This window comes from Sphingomonas sp. RB1R13 (assembly GCF_036663775.1).
Classification (GTDB): domain Bacteria; phylum Pseudomonadota; class Alphaproteobacteria; order Sphingomonadales; family Sphingomonadaceae; genus Sphingomicrobium.
Genome location: NZ_JAXOJM010000003.1, coordinates 150,087 through 172,788, shown reverse-complemented (window position 1 = coordinate 172,788; position 22,702 = coordinate 150,087). Strand labels below are relative to the sequence as shown.

The following is a 22,702-nucleotide window of genomic DNA, read 5'->3' as shown; positions in this document are numbered from 1 at the left end:
ACATTCATTTGGAAAAAAAATTCTCTTTCGCGCGGCTGAAACTGGCGCTCGGTGCGGCCCTGTTGGTGGCATCCACCGGTGCTTCGGCCGCGGTCCCGCTGGCCGACGTCCGAGCACGACTGCCACAGGATGAGGTCATCTATTTCCTCCTCCCCGACCGCTTCGGCAATGGCGACCCGCGCAACGATCGCGGTGGGCTGAAGGGCGACCGGCTCCACACTGGCTTCGATCCCACCGCGAAGGGCTTTTACCACGGCGGCGACCTCAAGGGCGTCACGCGCCGGCTCGATTATATCCAGGGGCTTGGCGCCACCGCCATCTGGGTCTCGCCGATCTTCGTCAACAAGGCGGTGCAGGGCACGCCGGGGACCGAAAGCGCGGGCTATCACGGCTATTGGGTAACCGACTTCACCCGCGTCGATCCGCACCTTGGCACTGACGCTGATTTCAAGGCGCTGGTCGATGCGGCGCACGCGCGAGGGATGAAGGTCTATATGGACATCATCGCCAACCACACCGCCGACGTCATCCAGCTCGCCGAGTGCGCCGGGCATAACGACTGTCCTTACCGCAGCATCGCCGACTATCCTTACCAGCGTCGCGGCGGGATCGGCGGCGCCGCGATCAACCCCGGCTTCACCGGGGAGCAGGACGGCAGCGCGGCCAATTTCGCGCGTCTGACCGACCCGAATTACGCCTACACCGTCCGCGTCCCCGCGGCTGAGCGGAAGGTCAAAGCTCCCGCCTGGCTCAACGATCCAATCTATTACCACAATCGCGGCGACTCGACCTTCAAGGGCGAGAGCTCGCAACAGGGCGATTTCGTCGGCCTCGACGATTTGTTCACCGAAAACCCGGCGGTCATCGCGGGGATGATCGACATCTACGGCGCGTGGATCGACCGCTTCGGCATCGACGGGTACCGGATCGACACGGCGCAGCACGTCGATGCGGCGTTCTGGCGCGGCTTCGTCCCGGCGATGCGAGCGCGGGCGGCAGCGCGGGGCATCCCCAACTTCCACATCTTCGGCGAAGTGGCGACGACCGATATGGACCCGGCGCATACCGCCGTGAACACGCGCGTCGACGGGCTTCCTGCAGTGCTCGATTTCTCGTTCATGCGTGCGGTCGGCGATGTCGTCGGGGGCAACGCCGGGACCAGTGAGCTGGCCAAGCTGTTTCGCGCCGATCCGCTCTACGAAGGCGGGGCAGAAGCGGCGCTCCAGCTGCCGACCTTCCTTGGCAATCACGACTTCGGGCGCATCGCCATGTTCATCGCCAAGGGCTCGCCCAAGGCTGACCGCGACGAAGCCCTGAAGCGCGACCTGCTCGCCCACGCGATGCTGCTGACGCTGCGCGGGGTGCCGACCATCTATTCGGGCGACGAACAGGGTTTCGTCGGCAAGGGCGGCGACCAGGATGCGCGCCAGGACATGTTCGCCAGCAAGGTCGCAAGCTATAATGCCGAGGCCCTGGTCGGCACCACCGCGACCACCGCGACCGGCAATTTCAACACCAGTCACCCGCTCTACCGCGCTATCGCCGAACTCGCCCGGATCCGCACCGCCTCGCCTGCACTGACCCGCGGGCTTCAGCGGATTCGCTTCTCCTCGGACACGCCCGGCCTGTTCGCCGTTTCGCGCTTCGCCCCGGGCAGCGGCGACGAGACATTGCTGTTGTTCAATACCAGCACCGCGGCCATCGACCAGAATGTCGTCGTCGAGACAAGCTCGGCCCGTTTCACCGCCGCGGTCGGCGCCTGTCCCGCGGTCGCCACTGCGCCCGGCAGCGTCCATGTCGTGCTTGCCCCGTTGAGTTATGCGGTCTGCCATGTCGCACGTTGAAAAACTAATCGCCGCCGCGCCCGAAGCCGCCCCTGCCCCATGGTGGAAGGGCGCCGCCATCTATCAAATCTACCCGCGCAGCTTTGCCGACAGCAATGGCGACGGCATCGGTGACTTGCCCGGCATTACCGCGCACCTGGATCATGTCGCCAACCTCGGCGTCGATGCGGTGTGGGTATCGCCGTTCTACACCTCGCCCCAGCGCGACTTTGGCTATGACGTCGCCGACTATCGCGGGATCGACCCGATCTTCGGCACGCTCGACGATTTCGACGCGATGGTGGCGCGGGCCCACCAACTGGGTCTCAAGCTGATCATCGACCAGGTCTATTCGCACACGTCGGACCAGCATGACTGGTTTGCCAAAAGCCGTGCCGACCGGACGAACGACAAGGCCGACTGGTATGTCTGGGCCGATGCCAAGCCCGACGGTTCCCCGCCCAGCAACTGGCAGTCGGTGTTCGGCGGGCCAAGCTGGACGTGGGACGCCCGCCGCGGCCAATATTATCTCCACAATTTTCTCAGTGCACAGCCCGATCTCAACGTTCACCATCCCGCCGTGCAGGACGCGCTGATCGCCGTCGCGCGTTTCTGGCTCGAACGCGGGGTCGACGGCTTCCGCATCGATGCGCTCAACTTCGCGATGCACGACCCCGCCCTGCGCGACAATCCGCCGCTCCCGCCCGGCGGCAAGCGTACCCGCCCGTTCGATTTCCAGCAGCACCTCTACAACCAGTCGCATGGCGACATCACCGCCTTCATCGAGCGATTGCGCGGCGAGCTCGACCATTTCCCCGGCACCTTTGCGCTGGCCGAAGTCGGCGGCGAGCAGGCGCTGGCTGAAATGCACGCGTTCACCCGCGGCGCGAACCGCCTCGACAGCGCTTATGGCTTCGACTTCCTTTATGCTGACCGGCTGACCCCTGCGCTGGTGGCAAGCGCAGCCGACGCCTGGCCGGATACACCCGGCACCGGCTGGCCAAGCTGGGCGTTTGAAAATCACGACGCCCCGCGCGCCGTGTCGCGCTGGTCCAAGCCTGAACATCGCGACGCCTTCACCCGGATGAAGCTCCTCCTCCTCGCGGCCTTGCGCGGATCGATCATCCTCTATCAGGGCGAGGAACTTGGCCTGACCCAGGTCGATGTGCCGTTCGGGCAGCTGCAAGACCCTGAGGCGATCGCCAACTGGCCGCTTACCCTCAGCCGCGACGGCGTGCGCACGCCGATGCCATGGCACGGTGGCGCGCCCAATCTGGGCTTCGGCAAGGGAGAGCCGTGGCTTCCCCTCGGCCCCGATCATGGTGCACTGGCGGTCGACCGGCAGGACCGCGATCCCGGCTCCATCCTGGCGGCGACTCGCACTGCGCTCGCCCTTCGCCGGGACCGTGCCGCCCTTCGACTGGGTGCGATCAAGCTGATCGAGGCTGGCGAGCAGCTGCTTATCTTCGAACGACGCTACGGCGGCGAGCGCCTTCGCTGCAGTTTCAACCTTTCGCCGAACCGCGTGATATGGTCATCCGCTGGCCGTGCGATTGCCGCTGTCGGAGAGGTCGCCGAGACGTCACTGGGCGGCTATGCTGCCATCATCGAGGAATTGTCATGCGTATAATCGCCTTGCTGATCATGCTGAGCGCGTTCGTGGGCGCACCCTTGGAGGCCCAGGTGACGCCGACCCCAGTTGCCACAAGCGCCGAGGCCACATCGCCCTCGGGCCAGCTTGCGATCACCATCGCCACCAATGGCGAAGGCCGCGTCAATTATCACGTCACTCGCGCCGGCAAGCCGCTGATCACCGACTCGCAACTCGGCTTCCTGTTCACCGACGCGCCGCAGATGCTCCGCAATTTCCGACTGGTCGCCACCGACCGCCGCTCCGTCGATGAAGCGTGGGAGCAGCCGTTTGGCGAATGGCGTCACATGCGCAACCATTACAATGAAGTCGCCGCGACGTTCGAGGAAGGAAGCAAATACCATCGCCGAATGCGGGTCGTCGCGCGGCTGTTCGATGACGCTGTCGCCTTCCGCATCGAATTTCCCGACCAGCCCAATCTCAAGACCGCGAACATTGCCGAGGAACTGACCCAGTTCCACATCGTCGACGATCGCGCCGCGACCGGCGAGGCTTGGTGGGACACGGCGTTTGAAAGCAATCGCGAGGAATATCTCTATAACCGCACGAAGATCAGCGAGATCGGTACCGCCCAGACCCCGCTGACCGTTCGCCTGGCCGACGGCACCCACATCGCCTTCCACGAAGCCGCGCTGGTCGATTATTCGGGAATGAACATTGCCAAGGTCGGGGGCGGCTTGCTGAAAGCGGTGCTGACCCCCGGAGCGACCGGCCCGAAGGTCACGCGCAACACCCCATTCGAAACTCCGTGGCGGGTGATGCTGATCACCTCGGATGCGCCCTCGCTCTACATGGCCAATGCCGAGATACTGAACCTCAACGAGCCCAATAAGCAGGGCGACGTGTCATGGGTCAAACCCCGCAAATATATGGGTATCTGGTGGGGGATGCACCTCGATACGCAAAGCTGGTCGTCGGGTCCCAAGCATGGTGCGACCACCGCTTACGCAAAGAAAATGATCGACTTCGCCGCCGCCAACGGCTTCACCGGGCTGCTGGTCGAAGGCTGGAATCTCGGCTGGGACGGCGACTGGTTCGCGACCGGCGACACCTTCAGCTTCACCGAACATTATCCAGACTTCGATCTGCCCGGCGTGGTTGCCTACGGCCTGAAGAAGGGTGTCCATTTCATCGGGCATAACGAGACCAGCGCCAACATCGCCTGGTACGAGCCGCGCATGGGTGCCGGTTTCGACATGTTCCAGAAGCTTGGCGTCGACGCGATCAAGACCGGCTATGTTGCCGACGCCGGCGGAGTCCAGGCGGTTGGTCCCGACGGCAAGCCGCGCTTCGAATGGCATGAGGGCCAGGTGATGGTCGTCCATCACCTGAAGGTCGTGACCGAAGCCGCCAAGCGCCACATCGCCATCGACGCGCACGAGCCGGTCAAGGACACCGGGCTTCGCCGCACCTATCCCAGCTGGGTCAGCCGCGAGGGCCAGCGGGGCATGGAATATAACGCCTGGGGTGTCCCCAAGAACCCGCCCGAGCATGAGGCCAACCTCGTGTTCACGCGGATGCTGTCGGGGCCGATGGACTTCACCCCGGGCGTGCTCAGCCTGATGGGGCGCGGCAATACGCCGATCCTGTCGACCATGGCCAAGCAGCTGGCGCTTTACATCGTCATTTACTCGCCGATTCAGATGGCCGCCGACCTACCCGAAAACTACGCCGCCAACCCTGGGCCGTTCCAGTTCATCAAGGATGTCGCGGTCGACTGGGACGACACCCGCGTTCTGGCGGGCGAGGTCGGCGACCTTGCCGTCATCGCGCGCAAGACCCGTGGCAAGAACGAATGGTTCGTCGGCGCCGTCGGTGACGAGCAGGAGCGCCACTTCGACGTGCCGCTGTCCTTCCTCGGCAAGGGCCGCTGGCGCGCCGAAATCTATCGCGACGGCGACACTGCCGACTATCGCACCAACCCGCGATCGATCGTGATCGAACAGCGCAAGGTCAGCAGCGCCGACCGGCTCGCGCTGCGACTGGCCCCGGGCGGCGGGGCAGCGGTGCGGTTCGTCTCGCTGGGCCGCTGAGCCGGACCGAGTGAAGCGCCCCGACCGCATCCTGATCCTCGGCGGCGGCACCGCCGGGTGGATGGCGGCGTGCCTGTTCCAGCACCACTGGGGGGCGAGCGGGACCACGGTTACGCTGATCGAATCGGCCGAAATCGGCATCATCGGGGTCGGCGAAGGGTCGACTCCGCAGCTGAAAGCCTTCTTCGACACGCTGGGAATCACCGAAAGCGAGTGGATGCCGCGCTGCAATGCCACGTACAAGACCGGAATCAGGTTCGAAAACTGGTCCGACCGGGCGGGTTTCAAATCCTATTTCCACCCCTTCCCGACCGACCTCGACCGTCACACCAGCCGCGACTTCTTCTTCAACTGCTACGCCCGCCGCAACGGTCATGACGTGGTCGCCACCCCTGACCGTTTCACCGTGTCCGAGCGTCTCGCCTTCGACCGCCGCGCGCCGCTCGCACCGCCCAATTTTCCGTTCGATATCAGCTACGGATATCATTTCGACGCTCACCTCGTTGGTGCCTTTCTGCGCGACGTCGCGACCGCCCGCGGCGTGACCCATATCGACGCCCGCATCGCCGACGTCACCCTGACCGGGGACGGCCAGGTTGCCGCGCTGATCGACCTCGACGGCCGCCGGTTTGACGCCGACCTATTCGTCGACGCCAGCGGCTTTCGCGCAGTCATCATCGAAGGCGCGCTGGGTGAGAAGCACCTCTCGTTCGGCTCCAACCTGTTCAACGACAGCGCGGTCGTCACTCCGACCCCGCTGCCCGACGAAGGCCCCGGCGTCTGCACCCGCGCAACCGCGCTGTCGGCCGGCTGGGCCTGGCACATCCCACTGACCAATCGCGCCGGCAACGGCTATGTCTATTCGTCGCGTTACCTTGACGCCGGAGCGGCGGCGGATGAGCTTCGCGCGCACCTCGGGCTCGATCCCGAAGCCGAGGTTAGGCACCTCAAGATGCGGGTCGGGCGGGTCGAACGGAGCTGGATTGCGAACTGCCTTGCAATCGGGCTCGCGCAGGGTTTCATCGAGCCGCTCGAGGCCACGGCGATACATGTCGTCCTGACCACGGTCGAGCGCTTCATTCGCACCATCGCCAGCGAGGACGACGGGCAGGCCGCACGGGACGATTTCAACGCCGCAATCGCGCGCCGCTACGAAGGCATTCGCGACTATCTTGTCTGTCACTACCGCGCCGCGCGCCGATCGGACTCGCTCTACTGGCGAGAGGCCACTTCACATGACGAGATGTCGGACAGCCTGAAAGCTATCTTCACCGCCTGGTTCACCGGTGCCAACCTTGAGGAGGAATTGGCGCGGCAGGGGATTGAAGATATTTATCCCGCAATGAGCTGGCACTGCCTTCTGGCCGGCTACGGCAACTTCCCCGATCGACTAATCCCCGCGGCTGGCGTCGCAGCACATGTCGACATGGCACGGATCGACAAGTTCATCGAAGGCTGCGCAATGAATTTCCCGTCGCATCACTCTGCGCTAGAGCGCAGCGTAGCGACGGCATGAAGGATCAAAATGAGCGACACGGCTTCCACCCTCATCCTGTTTGGCGCAACCGGCGACCTTGCTGCGCGGATGCTTCTGCCGTCGCTCTACGGGCTCAACTGTGACGGACTGCTTCCGGCGGACCTGCGGATTATCGGCACGGCGCGAACCGCTCAGGAAGATGCGGCCTTTCGCGCCCACGCCCATGATGCGGTGCGTGATCATGTCCCCGAGACGATCTTCGATGAAGCTAGGGTGGCGACTTTCCTGGAGCGAATTCATTACGTCACGCTCGATGCGACCGACACGGCGGGCTTCCATCGGCTGGCGCATGTCGTCGGCGATACATCGGGCGGGGTCGCGATTTTCCTCTCGACCGCGCCGTCGCTGTTTAAGGCAACGATCGACGGATTGGCGGCAGCAGGCCTCACCGGCCCCGAGGTCCGGCTGGCACTGGAGAAGCCGCTCGGATCGGATCTCGCCTCCAGCCGCGCGATCAACGATGCCGTGGCGGGGGCGTTCAGCGAGGCGCAGACATTCCGCATCGATCATTATCTGGGCAAGGAAACCGTCCAGAACCTGCTCGCACTGCGGTTCGCCAATGTGATGTTCGAGCCGCTGTGGACCAACGCCACGGTCGACCATGTGCAGATTACGGTTTCCGAAACGATCGGCCTCGAAGGGCGCGGCGATTATTATGACGGGGCCGGCGCGCTTCGCGACATGGTTCAGAATCACATGCTGCAACTGCTCGCGCTGGTCGCGATGGAGCCCCCGGCAAGCTTTGACGCCACCGCTGTGCGCGATGAGAAGGTCAAGGTGCTCCGCTCGCTTCGTCCGGTGACCGCCGCCGACGCCGCGCAGCGCGTGGTCATTGGCCAATATGGCGCGGGCGCGGTCGGCAGCATCCCGGTTCCGGCCTATGCCGATGAGCTTGGCAAGCCATCGACCACCGAGACTTTCGTCGCCCTGCAGGCATTCGTCGATAATTGGCGCTGGGCCGGCGTTCCCTTCTACCTGCGCACGGGCAAGCGCTTGCCCGACCGGCGGACCGAGATTGTCATCCAGTTCAAATGCGTTCCCCATTCGATGTTCCACACGCGCGGCGCAACGACCAGTCCCAACCGACTGACCATCGCCATTCAGCCCGACGAGAATATCGAACTGAGCCTGATGGCCAAGGTACCCGGGCTCGATCGGGGCGGGGTCAAGCTGCGCGAAGTGTCGCTGGCGATCGGCCGCGACGATGCGTTCAGCGACACGCGCCGGCGAATCGCTTACGAACGGCTGCTGCTCGACCTGGTTGAGGGCGAACCGACCCTGTTCGTCCGGCGCGACGAGGTCGAGGCGCAGTGGCAATGGATCGATGGCGTGCGCGCGGCATGGACCGCAGCGGGGATGGTGCCAAAGCCTTATGCCTCGGGCAATTGGGGTCCGTCGGCCGCAATCGCTCTGGCCGAGCGCAACGGAGTGAGCTGGAATGACTGACCCGCGGATCATGGCGGTGACCGAGCGCATCATCGAGCGTTCGCGACCGACACGGCGGCGCTACCTCGACCTGATCGCTCAGGAAGCCGACCATGGACTTCGCCGGCCACGCCTATCGTGCGGAAATTTCGCGCATGGCTTCGCCGCGGCGGAGGGTGACAAGCCCGCGATCAAGGCGATCAGCGGGCCGAACATCGGCATTGTCACCGCCTACAACGACATGCTGTCGGCGCATCAGCCCTATGGCCGCTACCCCGAGCAGATCAAGATTTTCGCGCGCGAAGTCGGTGCCACGGCGCAGGTTGCGGGTGGGGTCCCGGCGATGTGTGACGGCGTCACGCAAGGCCAGGACGGGATGGACCTGTCGCTGTTCAGTCGCGACAATATCGCGATGGGGACGGCCATCGCCCTGTCGCACGGCATGTTCGACGCGATCGCGATGCTGGGGATTTGCGACAAGATCGTGCCCGGCCTGTTGATCGGCGCGCTTCGTTTCGGCCATTTGCCGGCGCTGCTGATTCCGGCAGGGCCGATGCCGACCGGGATTGCCAACAAGGAAAAGCAGCGCGTCCGGCAATTGTTCGCCGAGGGAAAGGTTGGGCGGGACGAATTATTGGCGAGCGAGTCGGCCAGCTATCATTCGCCTGGCACGTGTACTTTCTATGGCACCGCCAATTCCAACCAGATGATGATGGAGTTGATGGGGCTTCATGTCCCCGGGGCGGCGTTCATTCACCCCAACACGCCGCTTCGAACCCAGCTGACACGGCATGCGGTGCACCGGCTGGCTGCGCTGGCGAAGGGATCGCAGCGCCCGCTCGGCCATGTCATCGACGAGCGTTCGATCGTCAACGCGGCGGTCGGGCTGCTTGCGACCGGCGGGTCGACCAATCATCAGATCCACTTGCCGGCAATTGCGCGCGCGGCGGGGATCGTCATCGACTGGGAAGATTTCGACACGCTGTCCGGCGCGGTGCCGCTGATCGCGCGAGTCTATCCCAATGGCTCGGGAGACGTGAATGGCTTCCACGAGGCGGGCGGAATTGCGTTCGTGACCAACGAATTGCTCGGCGCCGGGCTCCTTCATGGCGATGTGCTAACCGCAGGCGGCGACAGCCTGGCCGAGCATGGCGCGACGCCGATGCTGGAGGGGGAGGTACTTAGCTGGAAATCTATCACGACAAGTGGGGATGACACGATGCTTCGGCCGGTCGCGGCGCCGTTCATGGTCGATGGCGGGATGCGCCTCCTCAATGGCAATCTGGGACGGGCAGTGATCAAGACCAGTGCGGTCGATCCGTCGCGCTGGACGATCGAAGCCGAGGCGCGGGTTTTCTCCGACCAGCAGTCGGTGCTCGCGGCATTCCAGGCGGGCGAGCTAGAGCGCGATGTCATCGTCGTCGTCCGCTTCCAGGGCCCGCGCGCCAATGGCATGCCCGAATTGCATAAGCTGACTCCCGCGCTGGGCGTGCTCCAGGACCGCGGTTTCCGGGTCGCACTGCTAACTGACGGGCGCATGTCGGGCGCCAGCGGCAAGGTGCCCGCCGCAATCCATTGTTCTCCCGAAGCGCTCGGCGGCGGCCCGCTTGCCCGGTTGCGCGACGGCGACCGGGTGCGGATGAGCGCCGACGACGGGGTGATCGAAGTCATCGGCGTTGACTTGGCCACGCGCGAGCCGGTGGCCGCGCCGCCCTATCCGATGGGCACGGGCCGCGAGCTGTTCGCACTGATGCGCACGACCTGCGACACCGCTGAGCGCGGGGCGTCGGCGATGCTTGCGGCGATGGATGTGGAAAGCGCGATTGGCGCCGCGATGGTGCCGGTATGAGCCGGACGATCGCCGTCGCCGATATCGGCGGCACCCACGCCCGCTTCGCGCTGGCCGAGATCGACGGTGGACACGTCGTTCGCTTGCACGAGCCAGTCACGCTCAAGACCGCCGAGCACGCCAGTTTCCAGACCGCGTGGCAGGATTTCGGCGCTCACCTCGACCGCGCCTTGCCGATCGAACTCGGCATGGCCTTCGCCGGCCCGGTCGGAGGCGAACTGCTCAAGCTGACCAATAATCCGTGGGTTATCCGGCCCGCGCTGATGAATGAGAAGCTAGGGGTCGAACGGTACGTTATCGTCAATGATTTTGGAGCCGTGGCGCATGCCGTGGCGGCGCTTGGCGATGATGGGTTCGACCATTTGTTCGGGCCCGACGAGCCGCTGCCGAGTGAAGGCATTACAACCATCGTCGGCCCCGGTACCGGGCTCGGCGTCGCCGCGCTGCTCCGCCGTGAGGGGCGTGCCGACGTGATCGAAACCGAGGGCGGCCACGTCGATTTCGCCCCGCTCGACGGGTTGGAGGACAAGATCCTTGCGCATCTCCGCCAGAATTTCCGTCGCGTGTCGGTCGAGCGGTTGGCGTGCGGCAGCGGCCTGTCCAATATCCATGCGGCGCTCGCCGCGGTCGAAGGCCAGCCGCTGATCCAGCGGGATAACAAGGAATTATGGTCGGCCGCGCTCGACGGCAGCGACAGCCTCGCCGCCGCCGCGCTCGATCGATTCTGCTTAATCCTAGGCGCGGTCGCGGGCGATCTCGCGCTGGCCCACGGATCCAATGCAGTCGTCATCGCCGGCGGGCTCGGCCTTCGCCTTCGTGAACATCTGCCCAAATCGGGCTTTGAAACCCGGTTCGTCGCCAAGGGTCGCTTCGAGCGGCGAATGGAGGCCATGCCGGTCAAGCTGATCACTCACCCGCAACCCGGCCTGCTTGGCGCCGCGGCTGCCTTTGCCAAGGCGAACCCATGACGATCGACGATCTGATGAACATGGCTCCGGTGATCCCGGTGCTGGTGCTTGGCGACGAGCTTGACCCCGCCGCGCTGGCCGAGACGCTGGTCGCGGCCGGGCTGCCGGTGATCGAGGTCACGCTTCGCACGCCGTGGGCGCTCGACGCGCTGCACACGATGGCCGGCGTCACCGGCGCGATCGTCGGGGCGGGGACGGTTCGCGATCCCCGGATGCTCGATGATGCGTTGAAAGCCGGCGCCGAATTCATCGTCTCGCCGGGGCTGACCGAGCCGCTCGGCAAGGCCGCCATCGCCAGCGGCGTGCCCTTCCTGCCGGGGACAGCGACTGCGGCCGACATCATGCGCGGGCTCGACATGGGACTAACCCGGTTTAAATTCTTTCCGGCCGAAGCGGCGGGCGGTCGTCCGGCGTTGAGCGCGTTGGCGGGACCATTTCCCGAGCTGCGATTCTGTCCAACCGGCGGCATCCGGCTCGAAACCGCGGCCGATTGGCTGACCATGGAAGCGGTGACCTGTGTCGGCGGAAGCTGGATCGCCGGACCAAGAGATCACGACCTCGCGGCAATCGGCACCCGCGCACGAGCTGCGGCGGCACTCGCGTATTGAGGCGAACAGCCCCGGGTCGGGACCAGTACCCAACCCGGGGCTGAACACGCTCTACTAGAACCGATAATTGGCGGTCATGGCCAACGAGTGGTTCGAGAAGCGGTCGTCCGAACGGCGGAACTGGGTGCCGTTGGCATTGGTTAGGATGAACGCGTTGGTGGCTCCGGCCGTCCCGCGCGTGACGTTCACGCGGAAGTCCTTGTCCTTGACGCGAGTGTAAAGATATTGCGCGCCGATCGCGATATGGCCAAGCCGCTTTTCGACTCCGCCGCCGACGCGATAGCCCCAGCTGCTGTTGCTGGCGTCTTGCACGGCGAAGGCGTTGACGGTGTTGGAGGTCGCAAAGCTCGACCGCACCTTGGTCCGAACTACTCCCGCGGTCAGGTAGGGCAGGACACCGCCGGCATTATAGCCGATCCGAGCGCGGGCGCCGAACGTGCCCTTCATCTTCCGGGTTAGCGTGTAGCTGGCGGGCGTGGTCGAGAAAGCGGTGACATTATCCTCGATATCGGCCCGGCCATATTCGACCAGCCCGCCAATGACGACGCCGCCAAGGTCGAGGTCATAGCCGGCGTTGACTGCATAATCGATACCGCCCTTGTCCTTGCGGCACAGCGCGACGGCCATGTTGCTGTTGGGGCGACCGGGGCAGAAACCCGGAGAAAAGGCGTTGGCCCCGGCGGCGGTGGTAACAGTATCGCCGAACTGGCCGTCAAGATTCTTGTCGAACAGGACCGTCGAACTGTTGCGATCATGGTCGACAGCGAAGCCGATGCGGCCGCCGACGTAAGCGCCCGTATAGCTTGGCGTTACAGTCTGGGAGACGGCGGGCGTGGCGACGAACGCGGCGCCGGTCAGCGCAAGCAACAGGAATTTCATGGTTTTACCCCAGTTTTGGACTCACGGGAGGTGAGGGCCGTTCGCGAGCTACGAACCGGGGAACGCCTCGGACGCATCGATTAAATCGCACGGCTTGCAAGGACCTAGCGCGCTTCCCACCTTTCACCAGCATTTGCGGGAGTATGAGTTGGAAAGCTGGCACGGCACGACGATCCTCGGGGTCAAGACGGGTGGGCGCACGGTGATCGCCGGCGATGGCCAGGTGTCGATGGGCAATACGGTGATGAAGCCCAACGCCAAGAAGGTCCGCCGACTGGGCAAGGACGGGACCGTCATCGGCGGGTTCGCCGGAGCGACGGCGGACGCGTTCACCCTGTTCGAACGGCTCGAGAAGAAGCTGGAGGCCGCGAATGGCCAGTTGCTGCGCGCGGCGGTAGAGCTTGCCAAGGATTGGCGGACCGACAAATATCTCCGCAATCTTGAGGCGATGATGATCGTCGCCGACGCCGACGTGATGCTGATCCTGACCGGTAACGGCGATGTTCTCGAACCAGAAGGCGGGATCGCCGCGATCGGGTCGGGCGGGAACTATGCGCTTGCGGCCGCCAAGGCACTGGTCGACTATGAAAGCGACCCCGAGAAGCTTGCTCGGCGTGCGATGGCGATCGCGGCCGAAGTGTGTGTCTTCACCAACGACCGGCTGACGCTTGAAAGCGTTGGCGAAAGCGTCGGCGCATGAACGACGCCCTGACCCCCAAGGCAATCGTAAAGGCGCTCGACGAGCATATCGTCGGGCAGCATGACGCCAAGCGCGCGGTCGCGGTGGCGCTTCGCAATCGTTGGCGGCGCCAGCGGCTGTCACCCGAATTGCGCGAGGAAGTCACGCCTAAGAACATCCTGATGATCGGGCCGACCGGCTGCGGCAAGACCGAGATTGCGCGGCGGCTGGCGAAGCTCGCCGATGCGCCGTTCGTCAAGGTCGAGGCGACCAAATTCACCGAAGTCGGCTATGTCGGCCGCGACGTCGAGCAGATTGCGCGCGACCTGGTCGAGGAGGCCGTGCGGCTGGAACGCGAGCGCCGGCGCGACAAGGTACGGACGGCAGCCGAGGAGAGCGCGATGGAGCGATTGCTCGACGCGCTGACCGGCAAGGGCTCGTCCGAAGCGACCCGCGCCGCCTTCCGCCAGCGCTTTGCCGAGGGCAGCCTGGCGTCAAGCGAGGTCGAGATCGAAGTCTCCGAAGCGCCGCAGATGCCGTTCGACATGCCCGGCGGCCAGATGATCAATCTCTCGGAAATGATGAGCAAGGCGATGGGCTCGGCGCCCAAGAAGCGCCGCAAGCTCAAGGTCGCCGATGCCTTTGCCAAACTGTTGGAGGAAGAGGCAGACAAGCGGGTCGACCCCGACGACCTCAACCGCGCTGCGCTGGCCGATGCCGAGGCCAATGGCATCGTTTTCCTCGACGAGATCGACAAGATTGCCGTGTCCGACGTGCGCGGCGGGTCGGTGTCACGCGAGGGCGTCCAGCGCGATCTGCTGCCGCTGATCGAGGGCACGACCGTCGCGACCAAATATGGACCGATCAAGACCGACCATATCCTGTTTATCGCCTCGGGCGCCTTCCATGTGGCCAAGCCGTCGGACCTGCTGCCCGAGCTTCAGGGGCGATTGCCGATCCGGGTCGAGCTGAAGGCGCTGACCGAGGAGGACTTCGTCCGCATCCTGTCTTCGACCCGCGCCAGCCTGACCGAGCAATATGTCGCACTTTTGGCGACTGAAGGGGTGGGGGTCAGCTTCACCGATGACGGTATCGCCGCCGTTGCCAAGGTCGCAGCTGAGGTTAACTCAAGCCTCGAGAACATCGGCGCCCGGCGGCTCCAGACGGTGATGGAGAAATTGCTCGAAGAGATCAGCTTCGAGGCCGAGGATCGCTCGGGCGAAACGCTCAGCGTGGACGGCGCTTTCGTCGAGAAACAACTGGCCGGGATTGCGCGCGACACGGACTTGTCGCGCTACGTTCTTTGAGCCTTGCGGTAACGCCACTCGATCCCTTGGGGGAAAGGGCTCCACAGGCTGGTCCGGACCCCGGCGATGCGGAGGCGATCGGTGGTCCACACGTTGCAGGTGTTGATTGCATTGGCCCGGCCGACGCCTTGGTAGAAAGCGTCATTGGCGCCGTAGCCCGGGTGGTCGATCCGCTGGACGCGACCCTTGGCGTCGAGCTTGAAGCCAGCGCGAATGGCGCTCCACAGGCGGCGATATTCCTCGGGGCGAAGGCGGATGGCGCGGGCATGCCAGGCAGGGTCGGCGACCCATTCGACGTGCATCACCCGCTCGCCGCCGGCCGCCGCGGCCCACAATGTACCGGGGCGGACATCGCGCCAGCGGGGGGTCTCGAGATAGACTTTGCGCTCGCCCATGCCGAACGCCAGCCACTGGGCGGCGGGGTCCGGGCGGGCCATGTCGGCGCGGCTAATGACGGGTCGCCAGTCGAGCCCCTGTGCCGCGACGGGGAGGATCAGGTCGGTGTGGATCCCGTTCGAGATGAGGTAGACCGTCTGCCCTTGGGCGGGCTCGGTCCATTCGCGGTTGACGGGGACCAAGGAGAGACCGACGGACACGGTCAAGTAGAGCGCCGGAATCGCGACCAGCAAAACCACAAGGCGCCAAAAAATCGTTTTAATTGAATAGGTTGAGCGATGGCGGGTGCGGCGGCGGCGGGGCATTCGAGCATGTGTACACGCTGGTGAAAAAGACGCTACAATCATGTCATGTTCCGCATCGTTTCGCTCCCTTTTTCAGACCTTGCCGACCGGCGGATACTGGCCATCCTGGTCCAAGCGCTGCTGCTGACCGCGCTGCTGTTCGTGGTGATGGGACTGGTCGCCGGATGGATGCTGGCGGGGAGCGATCCGTGCGACCTTGCGGGGTATGACAGCTGTCCGATCGGCGCGGGGACGGGCGGCGTCGGGGCGGTCTTGCTGACGCTGGCGGCGGCGTGGTTCCTGTTCCCCGGGGTCGCGGTGGGCGTGCTGATGGGGTTCGCCGACCGGATCGCGGCGGCGGTCGAGGAGCGGCATTATCCGGCGGCGGCAGCGGTTGCGCGGCCGATCGGGATCGGACGAGGGGCGCTGATGGGGCTGAAATCAGCGGCCCGCGTGCTGCTGTTCAACTTGATCGCGCTGCCGTTCTACCTGATGCTGCTGGTCACCGGGATCGGGCCGCTGGTGCTGTTCGTGATCGTCAACGGGCTGGCGTTCGGACGTGATCTTGCGGAACTTGCCGCCGCGCGCCACGGGACCCGCGATTCGCGCCGGGCGTGGCTGAAGTCGACCCGCGGCGAGCAGGGACTGTGCGGGACGCTGGTCAGCGTGCTGTTCCTGATCCCGTTCGTGAACCTGATCGCGCCGATATTGGGCGCGGCGATGGCGATCCATTTGTACAATCGGCGTGGCGGGCCGGTTTAGGGCACTGCCGCAGGGCCTGGACCTGCTTCGGCAAATGTTGGTCGGGGCGACAGGATTCGAACCTGCGACCCCCACACCCCCAGTGTGATGCGCTACCAGGCTGCGCTACGCCCCGACCGAGCCTGCCCCAAAGTGGGAACAAGCGAGGCGCGCTCTAGTCGCCGGGCTTCCGCATGGCAAGGCGTTTGGGCACGGTGTCGGGGCGCCTAGGCTGTCCTGCCGCTTGCCTGCCTTGCCGGGTCCGTGATAGGCGCGCGGCTTCCTTTGGCGATGCAGCCGTCTCGGCCCCGCCCGACGATTAGAAAGTCCAGACCCACCCCATGAGCATCGCCCCCCTCCTTGCCGTAGCGCAGGTTTCGACCGCCGCAGCACCCGCCGCGGGCGCCGGCGGCGCCGATTTCATCATGCAGATGGCGCCGCTGCTGCTGGTGTTCGTAATCTTCTATGTGCTGATGATCCGGCCGCAACAGGCGCGGGCCAAGAAGCATGCGGCCACGCTGGCGGCGGTCAAGAAGAATGATGAAGTGATCACGGGTGGCGGTTTGCGCGGCCGGGTGACCAAGGTCATGGACGACGACGTCGAGGTCGAGATCGCGCCCAATGTTCGAGTCCGGGCGGTCAAGTCGACCCTCAACGGTGTTGTCACGCGCGATTCGAACCCGGCCAACGACTGATGTTGGATTTCCCGCGTTGGAAGGTCATCGCGATCACGCTGATGATCTTGCTGGGGATCGGGCTGGCGGTGCCAAGCTTCTTCCCCAAGGATCAGGTTGCGCATTGGATGAAGGGGGTGCCGCATAGCCGCATCAACCTGGGGCTTGACCTTGCCGGCGGCTCGCACTTGTTGCTCGAGGCCGATTCAAACGACGCCGCCAAGCAGCGCGTCGCGGCGATGGAAGACAATGTCTCGTCCGAGCTTCGCCGCGGCGATGCGCCGATCGACATTGGCGACATTTCAACGGCCAATGGCGTGCTGTCATTCATGGTCCGCAACCCGGCGCAGGTCGATGCCGCGGTCGAGAAGCTGCGCCAGCTGACCAAGCCCGTCGGCATGACCGGCGCGCGCGACTGGGACGTCACGGTGATGGACCAGAGCCGCATCGTGCTGACCCCGACCGCTGACGGACAGGTCCGCGCGCTAAAGGATGCGATGACCGTCGCACGCGACGTCGTTCGTCGCCGCATCGACCCGCAAGGGACGAAGGAAATCACCGTCGTCACCCAGGGCAATAACCGCATCCTGGTGCAGGTCCCCGGGGTCGAGGATCCGGCCGCGCTGAAAGCGCTGATCGGCCAGACCGCGCGGCTGGAATTCAAGCTGGTCGACCAGACTGCCAATCCGGCCGAAGTCGCGGCGGGCCGCGCGCCGGCGGGAAGCCAGGTGCTGCCGCTGGTCGACGGGGGCGGCGCGATCGCCGTTCAGCGCCGAGTGATGGTGTCGGGGGACCAGCTGACCGGGGCCAAGCAGAGCTTTGACCAGGACGGCCGTCCCGAAATCGTGATCACTTTCAATTCGACCGGGGCGCGGCGCTTTGGCCGGGTCACCCAGGAAAATGTCGGTAAGCCGTTCGCGATCATTCTCGACAACAAGGTATTGTCGGCGCCGACCATCCAGACCGCCATCCTGGGCGGGACGGCGTCGATCACCGGAAGCTATACCGTCGAAAGCGCCAACGCGCTCGCGGTGAGCCTGGCCTCGGGCAAGCTGCCGGTGAAATTGAACGTGATCGAGGAGCGCACGATCAGCGCCGAGCTGGGCAAGGATTCGATCCACAAAGGTGCCCTTGCGGCGGGAGCGGCGATCATCGCGGTGATGATCTTCATGCTCGTGACCTATGGGCGGTTCGGCATTTACGCCAATATCGCGCTGATCGTGAACGCGTTCCTGGTGCTGGGCATCATGGCGCTGTTCAATGCAACGCTGACCTTGCCCGGGATCGCCGGCTTCGTTCTGACAATCGGCGCGGCGGTCGATGCCAACGTGCTGATCAACGAGCGAATCCGCGAGGAAATCAGGCGCGGGCGCAAGATCCTTGATGCGGTCGAAACCGGCTATCGCGAGGCATTCCGGGCGATTTTCGACGCCAACATCACCCACGCCATTTCGGCCGCGCTGATGTTCTACTTCGGCTCGGGGCCGATCCGCGGCTTTGCCGTGGTGCTTGGTGTCGGCATCATCACCTCGGTGTTCACCGCAGTCTATTTCACGCGCATGCTGGTGGTGCTGTGGTTGCGCCGCGCCCGCCCGCGCACGTTGCATATTTGAGGCCCGGCACATGAAGCTGCTCAAACTCGTCCCCGACCATACCAACCTCGACTTCATGCGCTGGCGCAACCTGGCGATCGTGCTGTCGACGATCGCGACCATCCTGGCGTTCGGCTTCACCGCCTATCGCGGGCTCAACCTGGGCGTCGATTTCGCCGGCGGGCAGATGGTTCGCGTGACCTTCCCCAAGGCGATCGACATCGAGGATCTGCGCGGCAAGATGGACTCGCTTGCAGTCGGCGAAGCGACGATCACCGAATTCGGGAATGACCGCACCTACCAGATCCGCCTGCCCAAGCCGGCGGGTCCCGATTCAATGTCGAACGAGGTCGTGACCAAGGTCCAGGCGTTCATCCCCAAAGCCTATCCGGGGGCGTCGGTTGGCGCTGGCGAATCGGTCTCGGGCAAGGTCTCGGAGGAGCTTGCCGCCGACGGGGCAAAGGCGATTCTGTTCGCGATGCTGGGGATTGCGGTCTACATCTGGTTCCGCTTCGAATGGCAGTTCGGGGTGGGCGCGCTGGTGACGCTGGCGCATGATTTCGCGATGACGCTGGGGTTTTTCGCGTGGACGCGGTTGCAGGTCGATCTCAACGTCGTCGCGGCATTCCTGACGATCATCGGCTATTCGCTCAACGATACCGTCGTCATCTATGACCGGATCCGCGAGAACCTCCGCAAATATCGCAAGATGTCGATTTTGCCGCTGCTCAACCTGTCGCTCAACGAAACGCTGGCGCGGACCGTGGTGACCTCGCTGACGGTGCTGATCGCGCTGGCGCTGCTGATGCTGATCGGGCCGCAGGTGATCTTCGGCCTGTCGATCGCGATTTTCCTGGGCGTGCTGATCGGGACTTATTCGTCGATCTATATTTCGGCGCCGATCCTGGTGTGGCTGGGGGTCAAGCCCGACAGTTTCCTGCGCACCGAGGGCGAGGCCGAGGCGCAAAGGGTTTGAGGTTCATCTGGGGTCAAGGCGGGGCCAGCAACGAATGGCACACGCGGCTTGGCCTATTCGCCGGCCCCCGCTAAGGAAGCTTCCATGGTCAAACTGAACCGCTCAGCACTGCTGATTGCCGCCGCCGCCGTCTTCGTCGTTCCGTTGGGCGCGTGCGCCGGAAAGAAGGCCAAGGGTGACACCGCCTACGTCGCGCGAGACGTCAACACGCTCTATTCGCTGGCGAAGAAAAGCGCGGACCAGGGCAATTATGCCGACGCCGCCAAGCTGTTCGACGAGGTCGAGCGCCAGCACCCCTATTCGGTGTGGGCCCGCCGGGCGCAGATGATGAGCGCGTTCAGCTACTATATGGCGCAGCAGTATAGCGATTCGATCTCTTCGTCGCAGCGCTTCCTGACAATCCACCCGGGCAACAGCGACGCGCCCTATGCCAACTATCTGATCGCGATGAGCTATTATCAGCAGATCGCCGACGTCACCCGCGACCAGAAGATTACCCAGCAGGCATCGGACGCGTTTGGCGAGCTGATCCGCCGCTATCCGGCGAGCCGCTATGCGACCGACGCGCGGCTGAAGCTCGACCTGATCAACGATCATCTTGCGGGCAAGGAGATGGAGGTTGGTCGTTATTATGAGCGATCGAGCAACTGGCTTGCCGCCTCGCTCCGCTTCCGCACCGTCATCGACAAATATCAGACCACCAGCCACACGCCCGAAGCGCTCGAGCGGTTGGTCGAATGCTATCTCGCGCTCGGCGTGCCCGAGGAAGCGCGCAAAGCCGGCGCGGTGCTGGGGCGCAACTATCCCGGCACGATCTGGTACAAGCGCAGCTATGAGATGCTTCGGCGCCACCAGCCCAAGGCCTGACCGGCAACGAGCGGCCTAGATGCTCGGCCAGCTCGCCATTTGCGACGTCGTCTTGATCGACCGGCTTGAGCTGATGTTCGAGCCGGGGCTTGGCGTGCTCACGGGGGAGACCGGGGCGGGGAAATCGATCCTGCTGGACTCGCTCGGGCTGGCGCTGGGCGCGCGGTCGGACAGCGGGCTGGTGCGCGCCGGGCAGGATGTGGCGAGCGTGTCGGCCGAGCTGATGCTTCCCGCCGGTCACCCTGTGCTGGCTTTGCTCGACGAACAGGGGATCACGCTGGACCCTGGCGAAGCACTGGTGCTTCGCCGGACGGTTCGCGCCGATGGTGGCAGCCGGGCGTTTGCCGGTGGGGTGGGCGTGTCGGCGGCGACGCTTCGCGATATCGGCGCGCTGAGCATCGAGATTCACGGCCAGCATGACGACCGCGGCTTGCTCAATCCACGCGGGCATCGCGCGCTGCTTGATACGTTCGGGAAGATGTCGACCGCAGGCGTGGCCGCAGCGTGGGGCGAGGTCAGTGACGCCGAGCGGCAGCTCGACGAGGCGCGGCGCGGAATCGAGGACGCCCGGCGCGACCGCGATTATCTGAGCTTCGCGGCCGAAGAAATTGGCGTGTTGGCGCCCCAGCCGGGCGAAGAGACCGAGCTCAGCGAGCAGCGCGCGACGATGCAAGCCGGGGCGCGGGCGGGCGAGTCGCTGACCGGGATCGATACGCTGCTCGGCGGATCGGACGGCGCGCTGGCCCAGCTTCGCGGCGCGGCGCGCAAGATCGAGCGCGGCGCGGCGGATCATCCGCTGCTTGCCGAAGCGCTGGCCTCGCTCGACCGTGCGGTGATCGAGGCGGCCGAGGCCGAGGACCGGATCGCACGCGCGGCCGACGCGATGGCGTTCGACCCGGCGCGACTGGAAGCGGCCGAGGCGCGATTGTTCGATATCAGGGCAATGGCGCGCAAGCATCGCGTCGAGCCCGATGCACTGGCCGCGCTGGGCGACGAAATGCGGTCGAAGCTGGCGGCGATCGATGCGGGCGAGGGCGAGCTCCAACTGCTCGAGGCGGCGCTCGAGACGGCGCGCACGACCTATCGGGACGCGAGCGATCAGCTTCGCGCCAGTCGCCTCGAAGCGGCGGTGAACCTCGATCTGGCGGTTGCTGGCGAACTCGCCCCGCTCAAGCTCGATGCGGCCCGGTTCAGGACGATCATTGCCGAAACGGAACCAGGCCCGAGCGGAAGCGACCGGGTCGAATTCACCGTCTCGACCAACCCCGGCGCGCCATTCGGGCCGCTTACCCGGATCGCGTCGGGAGGCGAGCTGTCGCGCTTCATCCTGGCGCTCAAGGTGGCCCTGGCCGAGGCGGGCGGGGCGGGGACGATGATTTTCGACGAGGTTGATCGCGGGGTCGGTGGGGCGGTTGCCTCGGCGATCGGCGAACGGCTGGCGCGGCTGGCCGAGCGGTCGCAGTTGCTGGTCGTGACGCACTCTCCGCAGGTTGCGGCGCGCGCGGCGCATCATTATCGGATCGAGAAATCGACCGGGCCTGAAGGCACGCGGACCGCGGTGCGCAAGCTTGACGCCGCCGAGCGGCAGGAAGAAATTGCGCGGATGCTGTCGGGCGCCGCGATCACCGAGGAAGCCCGCGCTCAAGCGGCACGATTGCTGGAGGCCGCATGACTGACGTAACGACCGTCGCGAGCGAGTTCGAGGGTGAGAAGCTCGCCAGCCTGTGGTTGCCGCCGCGCACCGCCAGTGCCCCGGCAGTGCTGATTTTCCCGACGGTGATGGGGGTTTCCGACCTCGAGATCGGCTTTGCCCGCAAGCTCAACGCGCTTGGCTATGGTGCGATGGTCGCCGATCCGTTCGGGGTGTCGACGCGGGGCGGGGACCTCAAGACGATGTTCGGTGAGATGGGCCGATTGAAGGGCGATCGTGCCGCGCTTCGTCGGCGAGTGGTCTCGCTGCTTGATGTGCTCCGCGCTCGCCCGGGGGTCGACGCCAGCCGGATCGCGGTGACGGGCTATTGCTTTGGCGGGCTGTGTGCGCTGGACCTCGCCCGATCGGGGGCGGATGTGCGTGGGGTGGCGAGCTTCCACGGGCTGTTCGAAGCGCCGCCGCTCGATCCCCAGCCAATCAAGGCCAAGGTCGTCGCTTATCATGGCTGGGACGACGCGATGGTCCCGCCCGAAGCGGTCGTCGGGCTGGCCAAGGAGCTGACCGAAGCCGGGGCCGACTGGCAGATCCATGCCTATGGCCATGTCCGCCACGGCTTCACCAACCCCAATGCAAGCCACATGGGCATCGCCGCAGTCGCGTTCGACCAAGCGGCGGCGCGGCGCAGCTGGGCGGCGTTGGAGGATTATCTGGCCGAGCTGTTCGAACCCGGTGCCTGAAGTCGAAAGCCAGATTTCGGAAGCC

19 protein-coding genes and 1 tRNA gene are annotated in these 22,702 nt (G+C 65.1%); 17 read left to right on the top strand and 3 right to left on the bottom strand.

Features of this window, described 5'->3' with window-relative positions; translation table 11 throughout:
* The first annotated feature begins 8 nt into the window (after positions 1-8).
* Genes U1700_RS10335 through eda form a run of 8 tightly spaced genes read left to right on the top strand, consistent with a single transcriptional unit; the run spans position 9 to position 11,894 of the window.
* Positions 9-1,844 (top strand): alpha-amylase family glycosyl hydrolase, encoded by a 1,836-nt coding sequence (locus tag U1700_RS10335; protein WP_443025928.1) that lies wholly within the window; start codon positions 9-11, stop codon positions 1,842-1,844.
* Positions 1,831-3,453, top strand: coding sequence for an alpha-amylase family glycosyl hydrolase (locus U1700_RS10330; protein WP_332752579.1), 1,623 nt, complete (start codon positions 1,831-1,833; stop codon positions 3,451-3,453). The genes U1700_RS10335 and U1700_RS10330 overlap by 14 nt, the downstream gene beginning before the upstream one ends.
* Positions 3,444-5,507, top strand: a complete 2,064-nt coding sequence (locus U1700_RS10325) for a glycoside hydrolase family 97 protein (RefSeq protein WP_332752578.1) — start codon at positions 3,444-3,446, stop codon at positions 5,505-5,507. Before U1700_RS10330 ends, U1700_RS10325 begins: the two co-directional genes overlap by 10 nt.
* Positions 5,508-5,517: 10 nt before the next feature.
* Entirely contained in the window at positions 5,518-7,023 is a 1,506-nt protein-coding gene (locus tag U1700_RS10320) for a tryptophan halogenase family protein (RefSeq protein WP_332752577.1), read from the top strand.
* A 9-nt stretch (positions 7,024-7,032) separates the two neighbouring features.
* Positions 7,033-8,490, top strand: a complete 1,458-nt coding sequence (gene zwf, locus U1700_RS10315) for a glucose-6-phosphate dehydrogenase (protein ID WP_332752576.1) — start codon at positions 7,033-7,035, stop codon at positions 8,488-8,490.
* A complete protein-coding gene (gene edd / locus U1700_RS10310) occupies positions 8,483-10,318 on the top strand; it encodes a phosphogluconate dehydratase (protein WP_332752575.1) in 1,836 nt (611 codons plus the stop codon). Before zwf ends, edd begins: the two co-directional genes overlap by 8 nt.
* Positions 10,315-11,286, top strand: coding sequence for a glucokinase (locus U1700_RS10305; RefSeq protein ID WP_332752574.1), 972 nt, complete (start codon positions 10,315-10,317; stop codon positions 11,284-11,286). Before edd ends, U1700_RS10305 begins: the two co-directional genes overlap by 4 nt.
* Entirely contained in the window at positions 11,283-11,894 is a 612-nt protein-coding gene (gene eda, locus U1700_RS10300) for a bifunctional 4-hydroxy-2-oxoglutarate aldolase/2-dehydro-3-deoxy-phosphogluconate aldolase (RefSeq protein ID WP_332752573.1), read from the top strand. The genes U1700_RS10305 and eda overlap by 4 nt, the downstream gene beginning before the upstream one ends.
* Before the next feature lie 54 nt (positions 11,895-11,948).
* Here eda and U1700_RS10295 read toward each other — a convergent pair whose 3' ends face one another.
* The gene (locus tag U1700_RS10295; RefSeq protein WP_332752572.1) at positions 11,949-12,773 is read right to left on the bottom strand and encodes an outer membrane protein; all 825 of its coding nucleotides are present in this window, start codon (positions 12,771-12,773) and stop codon (positions 11,949-11,951) included.
* 148 nt (positions 12,774-12,921) lie between these two features.
* Between U1700_RS10295 and hslV the strand changes: the two genes are divergently transcribed.
* On the top strand, positions 12,922-13,473 hold the full coding sequence (gene hslV, locus U1700_RS10290) for an ATP-dependent protease subunit HslV (RefSeq protein WP_332752570.1): 552 nt from the start codon (positions 12,922-12,924) through the stop codon (positions 13,471-13,473).
* Positions 13,470-14,759 (top strand): ATP-dependent protease ATPase subunit HslU, encoded by a 1,290-nt coding sequence (hslU, locus tag U1700_RS10285; RefSeq protein ID WP_332752568.1) that lies wholly within the window; start codon positions 13,470-13,472, stop codon positions 14,757-14,759. The genes hslV and hslU overlap by 4 nt, the downstream gene beginning before the upstream one ends.
* On the opposite strand, the gene U1700_RS10280 is transcribed toward hslU, so the two are convergent.
* Positions 14,747-15,355, bottom strand: coding sequence for a TIGR02117 family protein (locus U1700_RS10280; protein WP_332752996.1), 609 nt, complete (start codon positions 15,353-15,355; stop codon positions 14,747-14,749). The two genes, hslU and U1700_RS10280, sit on opposite strands and share 13 nt — an antisense overlap.
* A 150-nt stretch (positions 15,356-15,505) precedes the next feature.
* Between U1700_RS10280 and U1700_RS10275 the strand changes: the two genes are divergently transcribed.
* On the top strand, positions 15,506-16,201 hold the full coding sequence (locus U1700_RS10275) for an EI24 domain-containing protein (RefSeq protein ID WP_332752566.1): 696 nt from the start codon (positions 15,506-15,508) through the stop codon (positions 16,199-16,201).
* A gap of 38 nt (positions 16,202-16,239) precedes the next feature.
* Here U1700_RS10275 and U1700_RS10270 read toward each other — a convergent pair.
* Positions 16,240-16,316: transfer RNA gene (locus U1700_RS10270), tRNA-Pro, on the bottom strand.
* A gap of 205 nt (positions 16,317-16,521) precedes the next feature.
* Between U1700_RS10270 and yajC the strand changes: the two genes are divergently transcribed.
* The 6 genes from yajC to U1700_RS10240 all read left to right on the top strand — a co-directional run bounded on the left by yajC (position 16,522) and on the right by U1700_RS10240 (position 22,677).
* Positions 16,522-16,875, top strand: coding sequence for a preprotein translocase subunit YajC (yajC, locus tag U1700_RS10265; protein WP_332752564.1), 354 nt, complete (start codon positions 16,522-16,524; stop codon positions 16,873-16,875).
* Positions 16,875-18,467 carry a protein translocase subunit SecD gene (secD, locus tag U1700_RS10260; protein WP_332752562.1) on the top strand — a complete coding sequence of 531 codons (1,593 nt, stop codon included), beginning with the start codon at positions 16,875-16,877 and terminating at the stop codon, positions 18,465-18,467. Before yajC ends, secD begins: the two co-directional genes overlap by 1 nt.
* Positions 18,468-18,477: 10 nt before the next feature.
* Positions 18,478-19,422, top strand: coding sequence for a protein translocase subunit SecF (gene secF, locus U1700_RS10255; RefSeq protein WP_332752560.1), 945 nt, complete (start codon positions 18,478-18,480; stop codon positions 19,420-19,422).
* 84 nt (positions 19,423-19,506) lie between these two features.
* Positions 19,507-20,289 (top strand): outer membrane protein assembly factor BamD, encoded by a 783-nt coding sequence (locus U1700_RS10250; RefSeq protein WP_332752558.1) that lies wholly within the window; start codon positions 19,507-19,509, stop codon positions 20,287-20,289.
* A 19-nt stretch (positions 20,290-20,308) separates the two neighbouring features.
* Positions 20,309-21,961 carry a DNA repair protein RecN gene (gene recN / locus U1700_RS10245; protein ID WP_332752557.1) on the top strand — a complete coding sequence of 551 codons (1,653 nt, stop codon included), beginning with the start codon at positions 20,309-20,311 and terminating at the stop codon, positions 21,959-21,961.
* A complete protein-coding gene (locus U1700_RS10240) occupies positions 21,958-22,677 on the top strand; it encodes a dienelactone hydrolase family protein (protein WP_332752555.1) in 720 nt (239 codons plus the stop codon). Before recN ends, U1700_RS10240 begins: the two co-directional genes overlap by 4 nt.
* Positions 22,678-22,702 lie beyond the last annotated feature (25 nt).